The sequence below is a fragment of the Natronorubrum amylolyticum genome, from assembly GCF_052040145.1.
Taxonomy (GTDB): domain Archaea; phylum Halobacteriota; class Halobacteria; order Halobacteriales; family Natrialbaceae; genus Natronorubrum.
In genome coordinates this window covers 38,124-52,028 of sequence record NZ_JBPPFW010000006.1, presented here as the reverse complement: position 1 = coordinate 52,028, position 13,905 = coordinate 38,124, and the positions used below count along the sequence as shown (strand labels likewise).

At 61.2% G+C, this 13,905-nt stretch carries 14 protein-coding genes and 1 pseudogene; 8 read left to right on the top strand and 7 right to left on the bottom strand.

Annotated features, from left to right (window positions below; all coding sequences use genetic code 11):
• The first annotated feature begins 46 nt into the window (after positions 1-46).
• The 5 genes from ACSFDB_RS19610 (at position 47) to ACSFDB_RS19590 (ending at position 5,087) form a co-directional block, all read left to right on the top strand.
• Positions 47-907, top strand: coding sequence for a ZIP family metal transporter (locus ACSFDB_RS19610; protein WP_440772591.1), 861 nt, complete (start codon positions 47-49; stop codon positions 905-907).
• Positions 908-946: 39 nt separating this feature from the next.
• Positions 947-1,501, top strand: a complete 555-nt coding sequence (locus ACSFDB_RS19605; protein WP_440772590.1) for a class I SAM-dependent methyltransferase — start codon at positions 947-949, stop codon at positions 1,499-1,501.
• A gap of 266 nt (positions 1,502-1,767) precedes the next feature.
• A complete protein-coding gene (locus ACSFDB_RS19600) occupies positions 1,768-2,304 on the top strand; it encodes a cupredoxin domain-containing protein (RefSeq protein ID WP_440772589.1) in 537 nt (178 codons plus the stop codon).
• Between the two features lie 144 nt (positions 2,305-2,448).
• Entirely contained in the window at positions 2,449-3,111 is a 663-nt protein-coding gene (locus ACSFDB_RS19595; RefSeq protein WP_440772588.1) for a 2,5-diamino-6-(ribosylamino)-4(3H)-pyrimidinone 5'-phosphate reductase, read from the top strand.
• A 770-nt stretch (positions 3,112-3,881) separates the two neighbouring features.
• Positions 3,882-5,087, top strand: a complete 1,206-nt coding sequence (locus tag ACSFDB_RS19590; RefSeq protein ID WP_440772587.1) for a Cdc6/Cdc18 family protein — start codon at positions 3,882-3,884, stop codon at positions 5,085-5,087.
• A 371-nt stretch (positions 5,088-5,458) separates the two neighbouring features.
• Here ACSFDB_RS19590 and ACSFDB_RS19585 read toward each other — a convergent pair whose 3' ends face one another.
• Positions 5,459-6,232, bottom strand: coding sequence for an enoyl-CoA hydratase/isomerase family protein (locus tag ACSFDB_RS19585; RefSeq protein ID WP_440772586.1), 774 nt, complete (start codon positions 6,230-6,232; stop codon positions 5,459-5,461).
• Positions 6,233-6,374: 142 nt separating this feature from the next.
• On the opposite strand from ACSFDB_RS19585, the gene msrA reads away from it, so the two are divergent.
• Both msrA and ACSFDB_RS19575 read left to right on the top strand, forming a co-directional pair.
• Complete coding sequence (gene msrA, locus ACSFDB_RS19580) at positions 6,375-6,917, top strand: peptide-methionine (S)-S-oxide reductase MsrA (RefSeq protein ID WP_440772585.1); 543 nt, start codon at positions 6,375-6,377, stop codon at positions 6,915-6,917.
• Between the two features lie 808 nt (positions 6,918-7,725).
• Positions 7,726-8,961 carry an FAD-dependent oxidoreductase gene (locus tag ACSFDB_RS19575; protein ID WP_440772584.1) on the top strand — a complete coding sequence of 412 codons (1,236 nt, stop codon included), beginning with the start codon at positions 7,726-7,728 and terminating at the stop codon, positions 8,959-8,961.
• A 39-nt stretch (positions 8,962-9,000) separates the two neighbouring features.
• Here ACSFDB_RS19575 and ACSFDB_RS19570 read toward each other — a convergent pair.
• The 6 genes and pseudogenes from ACSFDB_RS19570 to ACSFDB_RS19545 all read right to left on the bottom strand — a co-directional run.
• Positions 9,001-9,147, bottom strand: a pseudogene (locus ACSFDB_RS19570) (NAD(P)-binding protein); the annotation flags it as partial.
• A gap of 34 nt (positions 9,148-9,181) precedes the next feature.
• Entirely contained in the window at positions 9,182-9,541 is a 360-nt protein-coding gene (gene trxA / locus ACSFDB_RS19565) for a thioredoxin (protein ID WP_440772583.1), read from the bottom strand.
• 329 nt (positions 9,542-9,870) lie between these two features.
• Complete coding sequence (locus tag ACSFDB_RS19560; RefSeq protein WP_440772582.1) at positions 9,871-10,275, bottom strand: helix-turn-helix domain-containing protein; 405 nt, start codon at positions 10,273-10,275, stop codon at positions 9,871-9,873.
• Between the two features lie 239 nt (positions 10,276-10,514).
• A complete protein-coding gene (locus tag ACSFDB_RS19555; protein WP_440772581.1) occupies positions 10,515-11,105 on the bottom strand; it encodes a vitamin K epoxide reductase family protein in 591 nt (196 codons plus the stop codon).
• A 300-nt stretch (positions 11,106-11,405) separates the two neighbouring features.
• On the bottom strand, positions 11,406-12,431 hold the full coding sequence (locus tag ACSFDB_RS19550; protein WP_440772580.1) for a sulfite exporter TauE/SafE family protein: 1,026 nt from the start codon (positions 12,429-12,431) through the stop codon (positions 11,406-11,408).
• Between the two features lie 3 nt (positions 12,432-12,434).
• On the bottom strand, positions 12,435-12,581 hold the full coding sequence (locus ACSFDB_RS19545; protein ID WP_440772579.1) for a DUF7512 family protein: 147 nt from the start codon (positions 12,579-12,581) through the stop codon (positions 12,435-12,437).
• Positions 12,582-13,024: 443 nt separating this feature from the next.
• Here ACSFDB_RS19545 and ACSFDB_RS19540 point away from each other — a divergent pair, with 443 nt between their 5' ends.
• Positions 13,025-13,870, top strand: coding sequence for a universal stress protein (locus ACSFDB_RS19540; protein ID WP_440772578.1), 846 nt, complete (start codon positions 13,025-13,027; stop codon positions 13,868-13,870).
• Positions 13,871-13,905 lie beyond the last annotated feature (35 nt).

Here is a 13,905-nt window from a genome sequence, read left to right as displayed (position 1 = left end):
GCCGACACGAACGCTTTTGACGCTCACTGTGAATATCGGACTCACTGTGGTTTCGATCGTCGAAGTCGTCGCGATTGCGGGGCTTGCAGGTGCGGCGACCGGACTCGGTGCGCTACCGATCGTCGTCACCGAGCGCATCAGCCACCGCTTTTACGACGCCGCGCTCGGGCTCGCCGCCGGGATCATGTTCGGCGCGGCCGTCTTCGCGCTCGTCGTCCCGGGACTCGAGTTCGGCTCGCTGTGGGAGGTCGTCGTCGGAATACTCCTCGGCGGCGTGTTTTTGCTCGCCGCGAACCGACTCATCCCGCACGTCCACCTGCTGATCGCGGACGAAGGAGACCGGACCTATCCGCCGACCGCGCAGGCAGAGGAGACGATCAAGGCCGACGAGGTGACGTTGGAAGCCGGTGGCGAGACCGACGATAACGGAGACGATGACAGTGAGGACGCCGACGAGAACCGCCGTCGAGCGCTGCTGGTCGGCAGCGCGATCACCATCCACAACGTCCCGGAGGGGCTGGCGATCGGCATCGCGTTCGCGGGCGGGCTCGAGGGCGTCGGCATCGCGCTCGCCATCGCCATCGCGATCCAGAACGTCCCCGACGGCTTCGCGATGGCCGTCCCGGCGAGTCGAACCGGCCTCTCGAACGCCAAGACGATCCTGTACACGACTCTCTCCGGGGCCGTTCCCGAACCGATCGCGGCGGCGCTCGGATTCGCGCTCGTCGCCCTCGTCACCGGACTCTTCCCCCTCGCCGCGGGGTTCGCCGCCGGGACGATGATCGCCGTTATCTTCCGGGAGATGATCCCGGCCAGCCACGGTCACGGCTACGCCGACGCCGCCACGCTCACGTTCGTCGTCGGCTTCGTCGTGATGGTGATCGTCGACGTTGGACTTGCTGTCTGAGAGGGGTGCGTTCTTGCCCCTCCCCGGCCAATCGACGGTATGGGATTTCACACGTTCCCGGTCGAACGGGCTGACGCCCTCGACGATCCGTCGCGCTATCGCTTCTGTTCGCGAGAGGAACTGCTCGAGTTGCTCGATCCAGAGCCGGACGCCACCGTCGCCGACCTGGGTTCGGGGACCGGATTCTACGCGAAAGACGTCGCCCCGTTCGTCGGGACGCTCCACGCCGTCGACGTGCAAGCAGCAATGCACGATCTGTTTCGGGAACACGGCGTGCCCGCGAACGTCGACCTGGTGACCGCGAACGTTACCTCGCTCCCGTTCGACGAGGACGAACTCGACGGCGCGTTCTCGGTGAACACCCACCACGAGTACGCCGACGAGGAGGCCTTCGCGGAGCTCGCTCGAGCGCTCCGCCCGGGGGGTCGCCTGGTCACGGTCGATTGGTCCGCCGACGGATCGGGTGACGACGGTCCGCCGCTGGACGAACGGTTCGGCTCCGATGCGGTCGTCGCACAGTTCGAGGAGGCAGGGTTCTCGATCGACGCCGTTCGCGATCGCCCCGAAACGTTCGCCGTCGTCGCGCGTCGGTGAGCGGGACTGACGACGAACGAGACCATCGCTGAGTTTCCAGAACCGAACCGGCACACGAGCGGTTCGAAATTCGATCGAGCGGTGTGCCTCTCGAACGTTCGCACGAGGAGTCCGGGGTGTCGGTGACCCGGTTCCAGGACGCGTTTTCCCGGTCTCGTTGTCGGCTCGATTCATCCACTCTCCCACACCCGAAACGCCAGAGTTTGCGTCCATGAGAGTGCCAGCTTGCAGGTTATGCAAACGGAGAAGAGAGGTCAGGACGCAACATGAAAGCCGACAACTCACAGAGCCGACGACGAATTCTCAAGCTGACCGGCGTCGCGGTCCTGCCAGCGGTGCTGGCTGGCTGTGGCGGCGACGAGGGACCCGGTGACGAGGACGAAGAGGAGCCCGCGAACGGGGAGGAAGAGGAACCCGCCAACGGTGAGGAAGAGGAAGAAAACGGCGACGAAGAAGACAACGGTAACGGGGACGCGATCGAGCCCGGCGAGATCGAACTCGGCGGCGAAACGTCGGCCTGGCAGGGCGTCGCACCCGACGAGATCGCCGACGAAGAGAATCCGACGCTCACCCTGCAGGAGGGCGAATCCTACGAAATCACGTGGGAGAACCTAGACGGCGTCGGTCACAACATCGAAATCCGGGACGACAACGACGAAGTCGTCGACGACTACGAGACCGACATCGTCGACGAGGAGGGAGAGACACAGACCCTCGAAATCGACGAGGTCACCGACGAGATGGCCCAGTACGTCTGTGAACCCCACGCCGGAACGATGGTCGGCGACATCGAAGTCGCGTAATCGAACGCAGTCGATCGCGGTTGCGTAGCGAGCACGTTTTCGAGCCGGACGTCCAATCGAGCAAAGCGCGTTTTCCAGCCGAACGGCAGTCCCGTGCCTGCGACGCCTCAGTATCTTCTTTAGGGTCGGCCACACAGCAGGTGTATGCACGTCGTCGTCAACGCAGCGATGAGCGCGGACGGCAAACTCTCCTCGCGCCGTCGCGAGCAGCTCGCGATCAGCGGCGAGGAGGATTTCGCTCGCGTCGATCGACTCCGGGCCGACAGCGACGCCGTCGTCGTCGGTGTCGGCACCGTTCTCGCGGACGATCCCAGTCTCACTGTCAAAGACGAGACGCTCTGTGAACGGCGACTCGAGCGCGGCGAGTCGGCCCAGCCCGCCCGGGTGGTCGTCGACTCGAGGGCGCGAACGCCGGCCGATGCCGCCGTCCTCGACGCGCGGGCGGCGACGTACGTCTGTCTGAGCGAGGCCGCACCGATCGATTCGCGGATGGATCTCGCCGATCACGCCGAGCTCGTGACCGCGGGCGAAAATCGAGTCGACCTCCTGCGCGCGTTCGCGACGCTGCAGGAACAGGGACTCGACCGACTCATGGTCGAGGGCGGCGGCGAACTCATCTTTTCGCTGTTCGAGGCCGGTTTGGTCGACGAGCTCAGCGTCTACGTCGGCGGGAAGATCATCGGCGGCCGCGACGCGCCGACGCTGGCCGACGGCGACGGGTTCGTCGATGAGTTCCCGCTGTTGAGCCTCGAGAGCGTGAAGCGAATCGACGACGGGGCGTTGTTGCGGTGGACGGTGGATAGCTGACCGTTCGCAAGACCCCAACCCAGTACCACGGGTCCGGAAAGATCACCGAAACAGAGGGGGTCCCGGGGTCGTCCAGAAAAACCGGTCGAAGGTGAGGAGGGAAAAACGCGTAGACATAGTTAATCACTAAATCCCACACTACTCACCGCTTTAGATCCGTTCGTTCAGCCAATTCCGGACGCACCCGGGCCCAGTGGTATACCAGTTTAGTCTTTTCTGGACGTACCCGGGTCTTTCGGACATCGTGGTATATGATAGCCACGAAAATCAATGCATACCGGATCGCAGGACGGCTGTGCAATCGGTGTGTAAACCGTTTCAGTTGTTATCACAGTACTCGTCAACTACCCCCGTTTCACGTGGCTCGTCGAGGAGATTCGAGTGCAGATCGAGGCGTAGGGGGTCCACCCGGGGACGTCCAGAAAAGCGGTCGAGAAGGATATGGACAGAAGTCGTGAATAATGCAGGTATAGAAAAGTTCAAAAGAGATTTAGTAGCCCCTTATTTGCGAGAGACACAAAACGACCCGGATACATCGTTCCCTGCTGGTTTTCGATTCTGATCGGTTCCACCACTTCGATAAACTGACCTTCGAACGGTACGTTCTGTCCCATCCTACAGAACCTACCCTCGATATGTCCGATTAATTCCGGACGCCCCCGGGTGGGGGTGTGGTGAGAGTAGTTCAGTCCTCGCTCTGTCGTTCTTTCTGGACATACCCGGGTTTTCCAGACATTACAGTTATATGAGAGAGGTTCGACAGCCCCATTATGGGAGAGTACTTTCAGGACCGATCGACTATCTTTGAACACGAACGTGTCCTTAAAGAGAGCTACACGCCGAACGAACTTCCAGAACGAGAGCAACAGCTTAAGCGGCTCGGATTAGAAGTTCTCTCTCCCGTTCTCAACGACGCTCCGCCACACAATGCGTTCCTATACGGGAAACCGGGACAGGGGAAAACGGCGGCTGCGCGGTTCCTACTCGAGAAACTCGAGACGGAAGTAGAGGGTCGTGGAGTGCAGTTGACGACGCTCTTCCAGACGTGCAAGGGACATCACTCGTCGTATCAGGTTGCGTGTGATCTCGTAGAGAAGTTGAGCGGTGAGAATCCGAACGGACACCCGAAGCGAAAGGTGTTTGATGAGTTGTATGTAGCGCTGCAGGAAATCGGTGGTATCGTCGTAGTCGTACTCGACGAAGTAGATAACATCGGCAAGAAGGATATGCTTCTGTACGAGTTACCACGAGCGCGAGATAACGGTCACATCGAAGACATGGACGTCAGTGTGATCGGAATCAGTAACGACATGACGTTTTACGACGAACTGGACCCACGGGCGAAAGATTCACTCTGTGAGGTAGAGATCCATTTCCCGCCGTACGATGCGAACCAACTGCGGAGTATTCTCGAGCGCCGATCGGAGAAAGCATTCGTCGACGGGGTAGTTACAGACGAAGCGATAGCGTTGTGTGCAGCACTGGCTGCTCAAGACTTGGGATCAGCGCGGCAGGCGATCCGGTATCTGTACAAAGCGGGGGAGTTCGCAGCAATCGATGACGACGAATCGGTTACCGAAGACCACGTGCGGGAGGCAGAAGAGTACGTCGAACGAACGAACGTGGCCCAAAGCATCCGTGACCTAACGATCCAAGATCAACTGACACTGGTTTCGTTGACATCGCTGGCGGCAAACGGTGACACCGCAGCACCGACACCGGAGGTGTACTCGAGATATATGACGATCACAGAGCGAGTAGAGACGAACGCGATCGCGATGCGGCGAGTGCGGAGTCACCTGCACGAACTGGATATGATCGGGATCGTATCCGGGACGAAACGGAGCGGTGGATCTCGGGGCGGTCCAAAGTACTACTGGGAACTGAGTACGGATTTGGAGACGACGATCGATGTGCTGGCAGAGGACAATCGATTCGACGAGATCACGGACGTTATCGCTCGGTCTCAACGGTAGTTCTGGGCGTGCCGAATATTCTAGATCGACCCAGTAACCTGTCCACCACCCGCTGAACGAAGACGAATCGATACGCTCAGCCACCTCAGGAATCGAGTGATCTATAGTAGCCACTGAAAGTCAATGCGCACCCGATCGCAGAACGACGTTGCGATCGGTGTGTAGATCGTTTCAGTTGTTATAATAGTACGAGTGTGACCTTTGTTGCCTACGCGTGAGACAATCGTCCGAAACTCCGAGACTCGATAGTAGGCCGTCTTTGACCTCACCACACCCTTTCAACCAGCTACAGTCGACATCTGGAGGGGTGTCTTGTGCAAAATTACGCAAAACGCTGGTCGATGCTACCGTTCACTCCCCCTCACCGAAGACTACTCGAACTCCGGATCCCGTTTCTCGACAAACGCCTCCATCCCCTCGCGCTGATCCGGCGTACCGAACAGGCTCGCGAAGGCCCGTTTTTCGTACTCGAGCCCGCTCGTCTGTGATCCCTCGTGGCGCTGGTTGAGCGCCTGTTTGGCCGCGCGCATCGCGACGGCCGGCTTCGCCGCGATCCGCTCGGCTAACTCGTCGACGGTAGCCTCGAGGTCCTCGTCAGCTACGACTTCGCCGAAGATACCCGCCTCGGCGGCCGACTGGGCGTCGAGGCGTTCCCCGAGGAAGATCATCCGCCGCGCGGTCTCGTCGCCGACGAGTTCCGGCAGTCGCTGGGTGGCTCCCCAGCCGGGGATGATACCGAGGTCGATCTCCGTGTTGCCGATCACGGCCGACTCGCTCGCGACGCGCAGGTCGCACGCGATGGCCATCTCGCAGCCGCCGCCGAACGCGTAGCCGTTGACGGCGGCGATGGTCGGCGCGGGGAACGCCTCGAGCGCGTCCGCGACGTCGTGGCCGAGTTCGCCCCACGCCTGTCCCTCGGCGGTCGAGAGGTCCTTCATGTACTCGATATCCGCGCCGGCGATGAACGCGTCGTCGCCGGCACCCGTCAGGATCAGCGCGCGGGCGTCCTCGTCGGCCGCTTCCGCGAGCGCCTCGCTCATCGCCTCGAGCGTCGCCACGTTCAGCGCGTTGAGCGCCTCCGGACGGTCGACAGTTAGCGTTGCGACGTCTCCATCCCAATCGAGCTGGACAGTGTCCCAGGACATACCCCGGCGTTCATCGGCCCCCGTGAAATCCCTTGGCACCGCGGCAGCGAGTGCGGACGAAGCCGACGGTGATGAATGAAGCGTCGACCAAACGGCGTCGGTACCCGTCACACCTTTCCTCGAGCGACCCCTACAAACACTCATGGAACGCGCGACGTTCGGCGGCGGCTGTTTCTGGTGTGTCGAGGCGGCGATGGAACAACTCGAGGGCGTCGAGTCGGTCACCTCCGGCTACGCCGGCGGCGACACCGAGGATCCCACCTACCGCGAGGTCTGTTCCGGACGGACCGGCCACGCGGAGGTCGTTCAACTCGAGTACGATCCCGACCGGATCGCCTACGAGGACCTCCTCGAGGTGTTCTTTACGATCCACGACCCGACCCAGCTGAACCGGCAGGGGCCGGACGTCGGGAGTCAGTACCGGTCGGCCGTCTACGCCCACGACGACGAGCAACTCGAGACCGCCGAGGCGTTCGCCGAGGAGCTCGAGAACGAGGGGCTCTACGAGGACGTCGTCACCGAGATCGAGCCCCTCGAGACGTTTTACGAGGCCGAAGAGAAACACCAGAACTACTTCGAAAAGAACCCCAACGACGCCTACTGCACGATGCACGCGGCGCCGAAGATCGAGAAGGTCCGCGAGAAGTTCACCGACAGCGTCGAGAGCGAACAGCCGTCTCCCTGAGACGCGAGTCGACCGCGGGGTTTCGATCGTTCAGTTTTTGACCCGGAATCGAGAAATCGAACCGGCGTGTGGAACAGCCGCTATCGGCACTTTCGTCCGCTACTACCGCTCGTCCGAGAAGGCCATCCGGTAGTGCGCGCGGCAACGTCGTTTCGAAAGTCGATCCGGCAGTCATCGCATGAGGACGATCTCGATCCGAGTACCCGTGCGGTCCAGTCGGGACCCTCTCCGAGTACGACGACTGTGGATTCGTCCTCGAGTCCAACAGTGACGACGATCTCCCGAGCCAAGATTCGACCCGGACGTCCGGATTACGACCGACGCGACCGCGGCGACGGTTTCGACCAGAACCGACCACAAACCAGCCGAATACACATATAATAATTTGACGATAGAATATTTTTGGGGAGTTTTTATGAGTCTTTGACCACAAGTTAGCACCAATAGCAGATGTTGTCCGCACAATAACCTTTATTATTGGACGTGCAGTAACTGTAGATGAGGTGATGAAGATACGAACTCGACACACACCGACCGAAACCCGACCCTAACCATTGTGAATCTGTGACATTACCCCTGTGTGGTTCTGCGAAACCGACACAATGGAATACGTCAATCCCAGATCATCATGCCACGATCCTCGGCGTATGCTTTTCCGACGGCGATAAACGGCTACGAGTAGTCGCTTCCCACGTCGTCAATCCAGAGTACGTTCCAGACGGATAGCGACGGTTCTCGAGACCCGACACATCGATACCCCTCACTCGTGAGGTGAAAGGTACCTCCGTACGGAACCCTTTGCTCTCGTATGAACAGCCAGCCGGACGTCCTCGTCGTCGGCGGCGGCGCGACCGGGACGGGAATCGCGAGGGACCTCGCACTGCGCGGAGTGGACGTTACGCTCGTCGACCGAGACGGGCTCTCGGCCGGTGCAACGGGGCGGTCTCACGGGCTCCTCCATAGCGGCGCTCGCTACGCCGAGAGCGACGCCGAGGGAGCCCTCGAGTGTCTCGAGGAGAGCCGAGTCCTTAGAGAGATCTGCGGAGAATGCGTCCGAGAGACGCGTGGCCTGTTCGTCCAGTTGGCCGGGGACGATCCTGACTACTTCGAGGAGAAACGCGCGGCCTGTGAGGAGATCGGAATCCCGGTCGAGGTGGTGGACGGCGATACCGCTCGCGACGCGGTTCCCGGCCTCGCGGACGCGGTCGAACGCGCGATGTGGGTGCCCGACGGCGTCGTCGTTCCGTCGCGACTGGTCGCCGCGAACGCGGCGGACGCTCGAGACCACGGCGCACGAATCCTCCCCCACGCGCCGGTGACGTCGATGACCGTCGAAGACGGCCGAATCGCTGCGGTTTCGCTCGGCGGCGACGTCGCGGAGACCGTCGAACCGACGTACGTCGTGAACGCGACCGGCGCTCACGCCGGCAAACTGGCCGCCATGGCCGGCGTCGACGTCGAGATGCGGCCGACGCGAGGCGTCATGATTTCGGTCGGCTACGAGGGACTCGAGCCCGTACTCAACCGCTGTCGAGATCCCGCGGACGGCGATATTATCGTCCCCCATGACGGAGAGGTCGTCCTCGGAACGACGAGCGTGCCGGTCGACGACCCCGACGCGTACGAGACCGCCGACTGGGAGGTCGACGAGACGGTGTCGGAGTGTGCGACGATACTCCCCGACGTCGCCGACGCGGAACACGTCCGGACGTGGTGGGGCGTTCGGCCGCTGTACGAACCGGAAGAGGCCGCGCGAGGCGGACGTGGAATCTCCAGAGGATTCCACGTGCTCGACCACGCGTCCGACGGCCGCGTGGACAACTTCGCCAGCGTCGTCGGCGGAAAGCTCACGACGTACCGGCGGATGGCCGAGGTGACGGCCGATCGCGTCTGTGAGAGGCTCGGCGTGGACCGTGCGTGTACCACCGCAACGAACGAACTACCGGGCGCAGCAGAGTCGTCGACGCTGGACAGGTTCGTTCGCGAGTTCGACGGACAGGGACCGACGGACGCGGATCTGGTCGAGGGAACCGACACGAGGTGAGGACTACACTGGTGCGTCTCCGGCGAAACGGCTCGCTCCGGGGAAACCGAGGAAGTTCTCCATCTCGGTCGTCAGCCCGAGCCATCCGCCTGGCTCCGGTCCCTCGAGGACGAGCGGCTCGAGATCCACCCGCGCGGCGTACACCGCCGCCGAGAGCCCGGCGACACCGGAGCCGACGATCACCACGTCGCGGACGCCTCAATCGATTCCGAGTTCCCGCTCATTCGGTGTATCCCTCGATCAGATCTCGGAGCCGGTCCGCCGGCAGTGCGCCGGTGTATCGTTCAGCTTGTTCGCCGTTCGCGAACAGCGCGAGCGTCGGAACGCCGCGGACGCCGGAGGCGCCCGCGAGCTGCTGGTGTTCGTCGACGTCGACTTTCGCGATCACGGCGTCCGTCTCGGCCGCCAGCCCATCGAGGATGGGCTCGAGCATCTGGCACGGGCCACACCACGTCGCGAAGAAGTCCACGAGTACGACGTCGTGCTCGTCGACAATCTCGTCGAGATGACGCTTGCCGTCGATGTGGATTGGTTCGTCGATCGACTGTTCGGGTGAGCCGCCGTATGCATCAACTGTCATCACGTCCTCGTACAGCCCTCGAGTATTTAAGTTCTTTGTGAATATTGCACAATATTGGTTGGGAGAGATAGCCGTCGATGGTTCTCGAAAGTACTGGTCACGTAGCAGTCAGTAAACCAGATTGCGTCGACAGCGGCCGGTTTCGAGGAATACATCGAGATTTGACGCGGTATCGAAGCATACCCCATCTTCCGAACGAATGTTGGGACGAACGCAACACCACAGATGAGTCGAGTGAGGTGTGCGACAGACGTGTATGACTAACACACAACCGCGTGGGAACTCGATCGGGGTCGTGAAATCAGCACGGCTCTGGAGAGAGCCGGGGGCTATCCCTCGACGGGTGTGGGGGTGTCCTCGACGTGTTCGTACTTGTCCTCGAACTCCTGGATGAGCTGACCCATCTTCGCGTACCAGTCGTTGAGCATCCGCTGCATGTCGTTCGAGATCTGAGTGGGATCCGTCGGGTAGTAGACGTGGTAGTAGCCACCCTGATCGTAGTTAACCTGCTCTTTCTGGATGAAGCCGCTCTGGAGCAGGCGCTGGATCGATCGATAGGCGGTCGAGCGCTCGCGATCGACCCGCTCTGCGACTTCGTCGATCGTCAGCGGTTCATCGCTTTCGACCATCGCCCGGAAACACTCCTTGTCGAGCTGTTTGAGACCGTGAATACACTCCAACAGTCCCTCACACTCCATATCCTGCTGGAGTTGTTCTGCCATCGAGTTAGCCATTGTACTGTCCCGAGAGAGGAGCCGCGTCGGTATAAGGGTTGTGTGAATATTGCGCAATTACGCTGTATAAGCGTCTCAACGACCAGCGCTAGGGTTCTACGATTGCTTCGCGATCGAACAGCGAGCGTCGAAGCCAGCAGTCGGACTCGTCGACCCGACTCGAGCGAAAATTCCGAGTTCGACCCGAATACCGACTCACCGGCACGTACAGAACGTCTCAGAGATTTCGGCCAGCGACGTTAGACCCCCGGAATGGGAGCGAGCGTGATTCCGTACATCGCGACGAGCGTGATACCGACCGTTGCAACGATCACCGGCGGCCAGACTCGCGTACTCGAAACCGTTGGCGCGGCGCTTGCACCACCGAGGGACTTCACAGTCGCTTCGATCGCGAACAGGCTCGTCGTCGCCGCGGCGGAGAGCATACAGAACGGACAGATTTCACCGATCACGCCCAGCTGGAGGTAGACGAAGTACGCCGACGCGGCGAGTCCGCCCAGCGTGATCAGGAAGATCCCCCGCTCTAACAGTTCGTGTTTCGTCTCGAGCCAGAGCCCGCCCAGTACGAGCATCGTCACGTAGTAGCCCGCGCCGAGCAACGCAAGCGGGATCGGGCCGATATACGCCCAGGTGCTCGTGATAACGGCCATACTTCCCTCGGGTTCGATCCCGGACGGTAGCGGCAGCGCCCAGAAGTGAACCGCGGTGAGGAAGACGCTGGCTCCCCAGCCGATCACCGCGATTCCCAGGAACGCACCCAGGAGTTTGTTGACGTACTGCTGTGGACCGTGTGATTGCGACGTCGTCGACCCGGTAACGGTTTCAGTCATTACAGGTTGGCGTATGCGCCGCCTCAACTTAACAGTTTTGTATATGGGTTACAATATTGCACAAGTCCAATGAGGGGATTCTGGGGTGCGAAGAAGGCTTATCGATCAGGAAGGCGGGTTAATCGCACGTTCCGTAGATCATATTTCTCACTGGTAGTTCGAGTGTTACAGCAGGGAAGCGTTGTTGTTGTGGTTTTTCTACAATACTAGTGAGCGATCCGTACTGAGAACAGTCCGTAGGCCGCGCCGACCTGTCCGTTACCAAGGATCGAGTCGCTGTCCCGAATTTCCTCGACGGCCTCAGTCGTCGACATCGGGGGCTGCCGACGCGTTCGGTTCGTCCGCACCGACCGACTGCAGGACGTGATAAAGAATCATCGACGCGACGACGAACGACGAACCGACGAGCAAGAGTACGCTCAACAGGTCGAGGGAACCGGTCCCGAGCCAGTTAGCGAGTTCGCTGAGGGCGATCCCCGCGCTGGCGAACATCATCATCAGCCCGAAGTAGACGATCAACTCGTCCTCGTCGACAACCGTGGTCGCCGCCGAGCCGATGCGCGCCCCGAGCGCGCTCCCGACCAGCAACAGCGAGACGACCACGAGGTCGACGCCCCCCGACATCCCGTAGGTGAACGTGCCGAACGCGCCAGAGAAGAGTCCGGCGAACAGACTGGTCCCGACCGCGGCCGTCAGTGGCGTTCCGATGAGGTAGTAAATCGCCGGCATCCGGATGAATCCGCCGCCGACGCCGATCAGTCCCGAGATGAGACCGACGCTGCCGCCGGCGCCCACGATCGTCCACAGCGACGCCCGTCCGCCAGAAGTCAGCGTGATCATTGGCGGAACGGTGTACGACTGAATCCGCCGGGCGACCGGCGGAATCTCGTCGTCGGCGACGTCGTCCTCGCCCCCGTCGCCGTCGTCGAGCGAGTAGGCCCGATGCAGGAACAACAGCCCGATCCCCGCCAGCAAGACCACGTACGCGATGCCCGTGACGAGTTCGGCGATCCCCAGTTCCTCGAGACCGAACACGAGCATACTCCCGAGTTCGATCCCGATCGAGAGAACGACGAACAGCACGGCCCCGAGTTTGTAGTCGACCTGCCCGACGTCGTAGTGTTTCAACACCGCGATCACGGACGTGCCGAAGTAAAACGCCAGGCCGCTGCCGATCGCGACGGATGCAGGGTAATCGAGGATGAGCAGGGTCGGAGTGATCAGGAACGAACCGCCCATTCCGAAGAATCCGAACAGCACACCGACCATGAATCCGAAGCTCACGAACAGCACCACCAGCGCCGGATCGAGTCCCAGCACTTCCATCGATTACGCGCCCGTGATCGCTTCGATCAGTAGTGATGCGACTCGCTCGAGGAGCCCGTAGCCGACGTAGAGGGCGACCGCCTGTAGAAACACGACGCTGACGAGCAACGTTGCCTGTACCGGTGCGGAAAGCGCTGCGACATCGATCACGCGTATCGACCCCCGCTCGTGCCCAGTTGTGTGCAGTTCATGGATTACTACTTACGACCTACTAGCCGGAGTGTGCGTATAATGCTTTTGGGACTACTATACAATATTACTGAGAGGGATGTTACCCTTATCCCACGGGGATATTCTGATACGTTATTCAAATACAGCGGGCTGAACTGATCACTTCATCGCCGCTGGCACGGCGAAGGGCCGCGAGTAAATCCCCGCCAAGAGGAGTGATTGATCACCGCGACAGCAGCGACAAACTGGAGAGGGATCTCACGCGTGCCGTCTGTATTCGAGGTCGGATACTAGTTGAAGCGTGGTGGTCCACCCGTTGAGTAACGATAGGCGAATTCGACCGTCGTGGTGTTTTACCGTCCGAACTCGCCCCAATATTGAATATTCCAAACAATATTATACCGCGCGTCCCTACGCCAGGTATGAAAGCGGTCTGTGCGACAGATCTGTCGGCGGCGAGTGAGGCGACGATCGAGAGCGAAACGTGTCTCGACTGTCTGGGCCGGATTGGTGTCGACGAACTCCACCTGGTGACGGTAATCCCGTCGAACGTCCACGCGGGGATGCCGGGAATCGACTTCGAAACGCGACGCCGACGCGCGCTCGAGCGCTACCGACGCGTCATCGAGGACGCCGGGTTCGACGTCGAAACCCACGTCGTCCGCGGGACGCCACACCGTCGGATCAACGGGGTCGCAGAAACGGTCGGAGCGAGTTTGACGATCGTCGGCTCGCGCGGGAAGAGTCCGCTCGAGAACCGCGTCATCGGCTCGACGGCGCGAAATCTCGCTCGAACGACGGTCGTGCCGCTACTGGTCAACCGGATCGAACGCGAGACCGAGGAGCCATCCGTTCTCCGAGAACACCTGTTTCGGCGAGTGCTCTACGCGACCGATTTCTCCCGAAACGCCGATCAGGCCTTCGAAGCGTTCCAGTACCTCCGCCACGCTACCCAGGAGTCCACACTGGTCCACGTCGAGACACCGAAAGATCCCGGACTCGGGGAGGGGGAGGATTCCGAATCGCGACTGACAGAACTCGCTGGACGGCTCGAGGAGTGGGACATCGAGACCCGAACCGAAATCCGTCAAGGTGATCCCGCAGAGGAAATTCTCGCTGCCGAAGCGGCCCACGAACCGACGGCGATCCTCATCGGCTCGAGGGGCCACAGCCGGCTGCGCCGACTGCTTCTCGGCAGCGTCTCCGAGGACGTCGTGGCTCGAGCGAACGGAAACGTGCTGCTCGTACCGCCAGAACGGACGGCGTAATCGACGGCCGCCGAATCAGAGCAGTGTCGGCGCGT

Bases quoted from the DNA above. Each gene is read 5' to 3' on its own strand.
- ACSFDB_RS19585 (WP_440772586.1), bottom strand. From the start codon at position 6,232: ATGTCCTGGGACACTGTCCAGCTCGATTGGGATGGAGACGTCGCAACG.
- ACSFDB_RS19595 (WP_440772588.1), top strand. From the start codon at position 2,449: ATGCACGTCGTCGTCAACGCAGCGATGAGCGCGGACGGCAAACTCTCC.
- ACSFDB_RS19605 (WP_440772590.1), top strand. From the start codon at position 947: ATGGGATTTCACACGTTCCCGGTCGAACGGGCTGACGCCCTCGACGAT.
- ACSFDB_RS19550 (WP_440772580.1), bottom strand. From the start codon at position 12,431: ATGGAAGTGCTGGGACTCGATCCGGCGCTGGTGGTGCTGTTCGTGAGC.
- ACSFDB_RS19540 (WP_440772578.1), top strand. From the start codon at position 13,025: ATGAAAGCGGTCTGTGCGACAGATCTGTCGGCGGCGAGTGAGGCGACG.
- trxA (WP_440772583.1), bottom strand. From the start codon at position 9,541: ATGACAGTTGATGCATACGGCGGCTCACCCGAACAGTCGATCGACGAA.
- ACSFDB_RS19590 (WP_440772587.1), top strand. From the start codon at position 3,882: ATGGGAGAGTACTTTCAGGACCGATCGACTATCTTTGAACACGAACGT.
- msrA (WP_440772585.1), top strand. From the start codon at position 6,375: ATGGAACGCGCGACGTTCGGCGGCGGCTGTTTCTGGTGTGTCGAGGCG.
- ACSFDB_RS19560 (WP_440772582.1), bottom strand. From the start codon at position 10,275: ATGGCTAACTCGATGGCAGAACAACTCCAGCAGGATATGGAGTGTGAG.
- ACSFDB_RS19575 (WP_440772584.1), top strand. From the start codon at position 7,726: ATGAACAGCCAGCCGGACGTCCTCGTCGTCGGCGGCGGCGCGACCGGG.
- ACSFDB_RS19555 (WP_440772581.1), bottom strand. From the start codon at position 11,105: ATGACTGAAACCGTTACCGGGTCGACGACGTCGCAATCACACGGTCCA.
- ACSFDB_RS19600 (WP_440772589.1), top strand. From the start codon at position 1,768: ATGAAAGCCGACAACTCACAGAGCCGACGACGAATTCTCAAGCTGACC.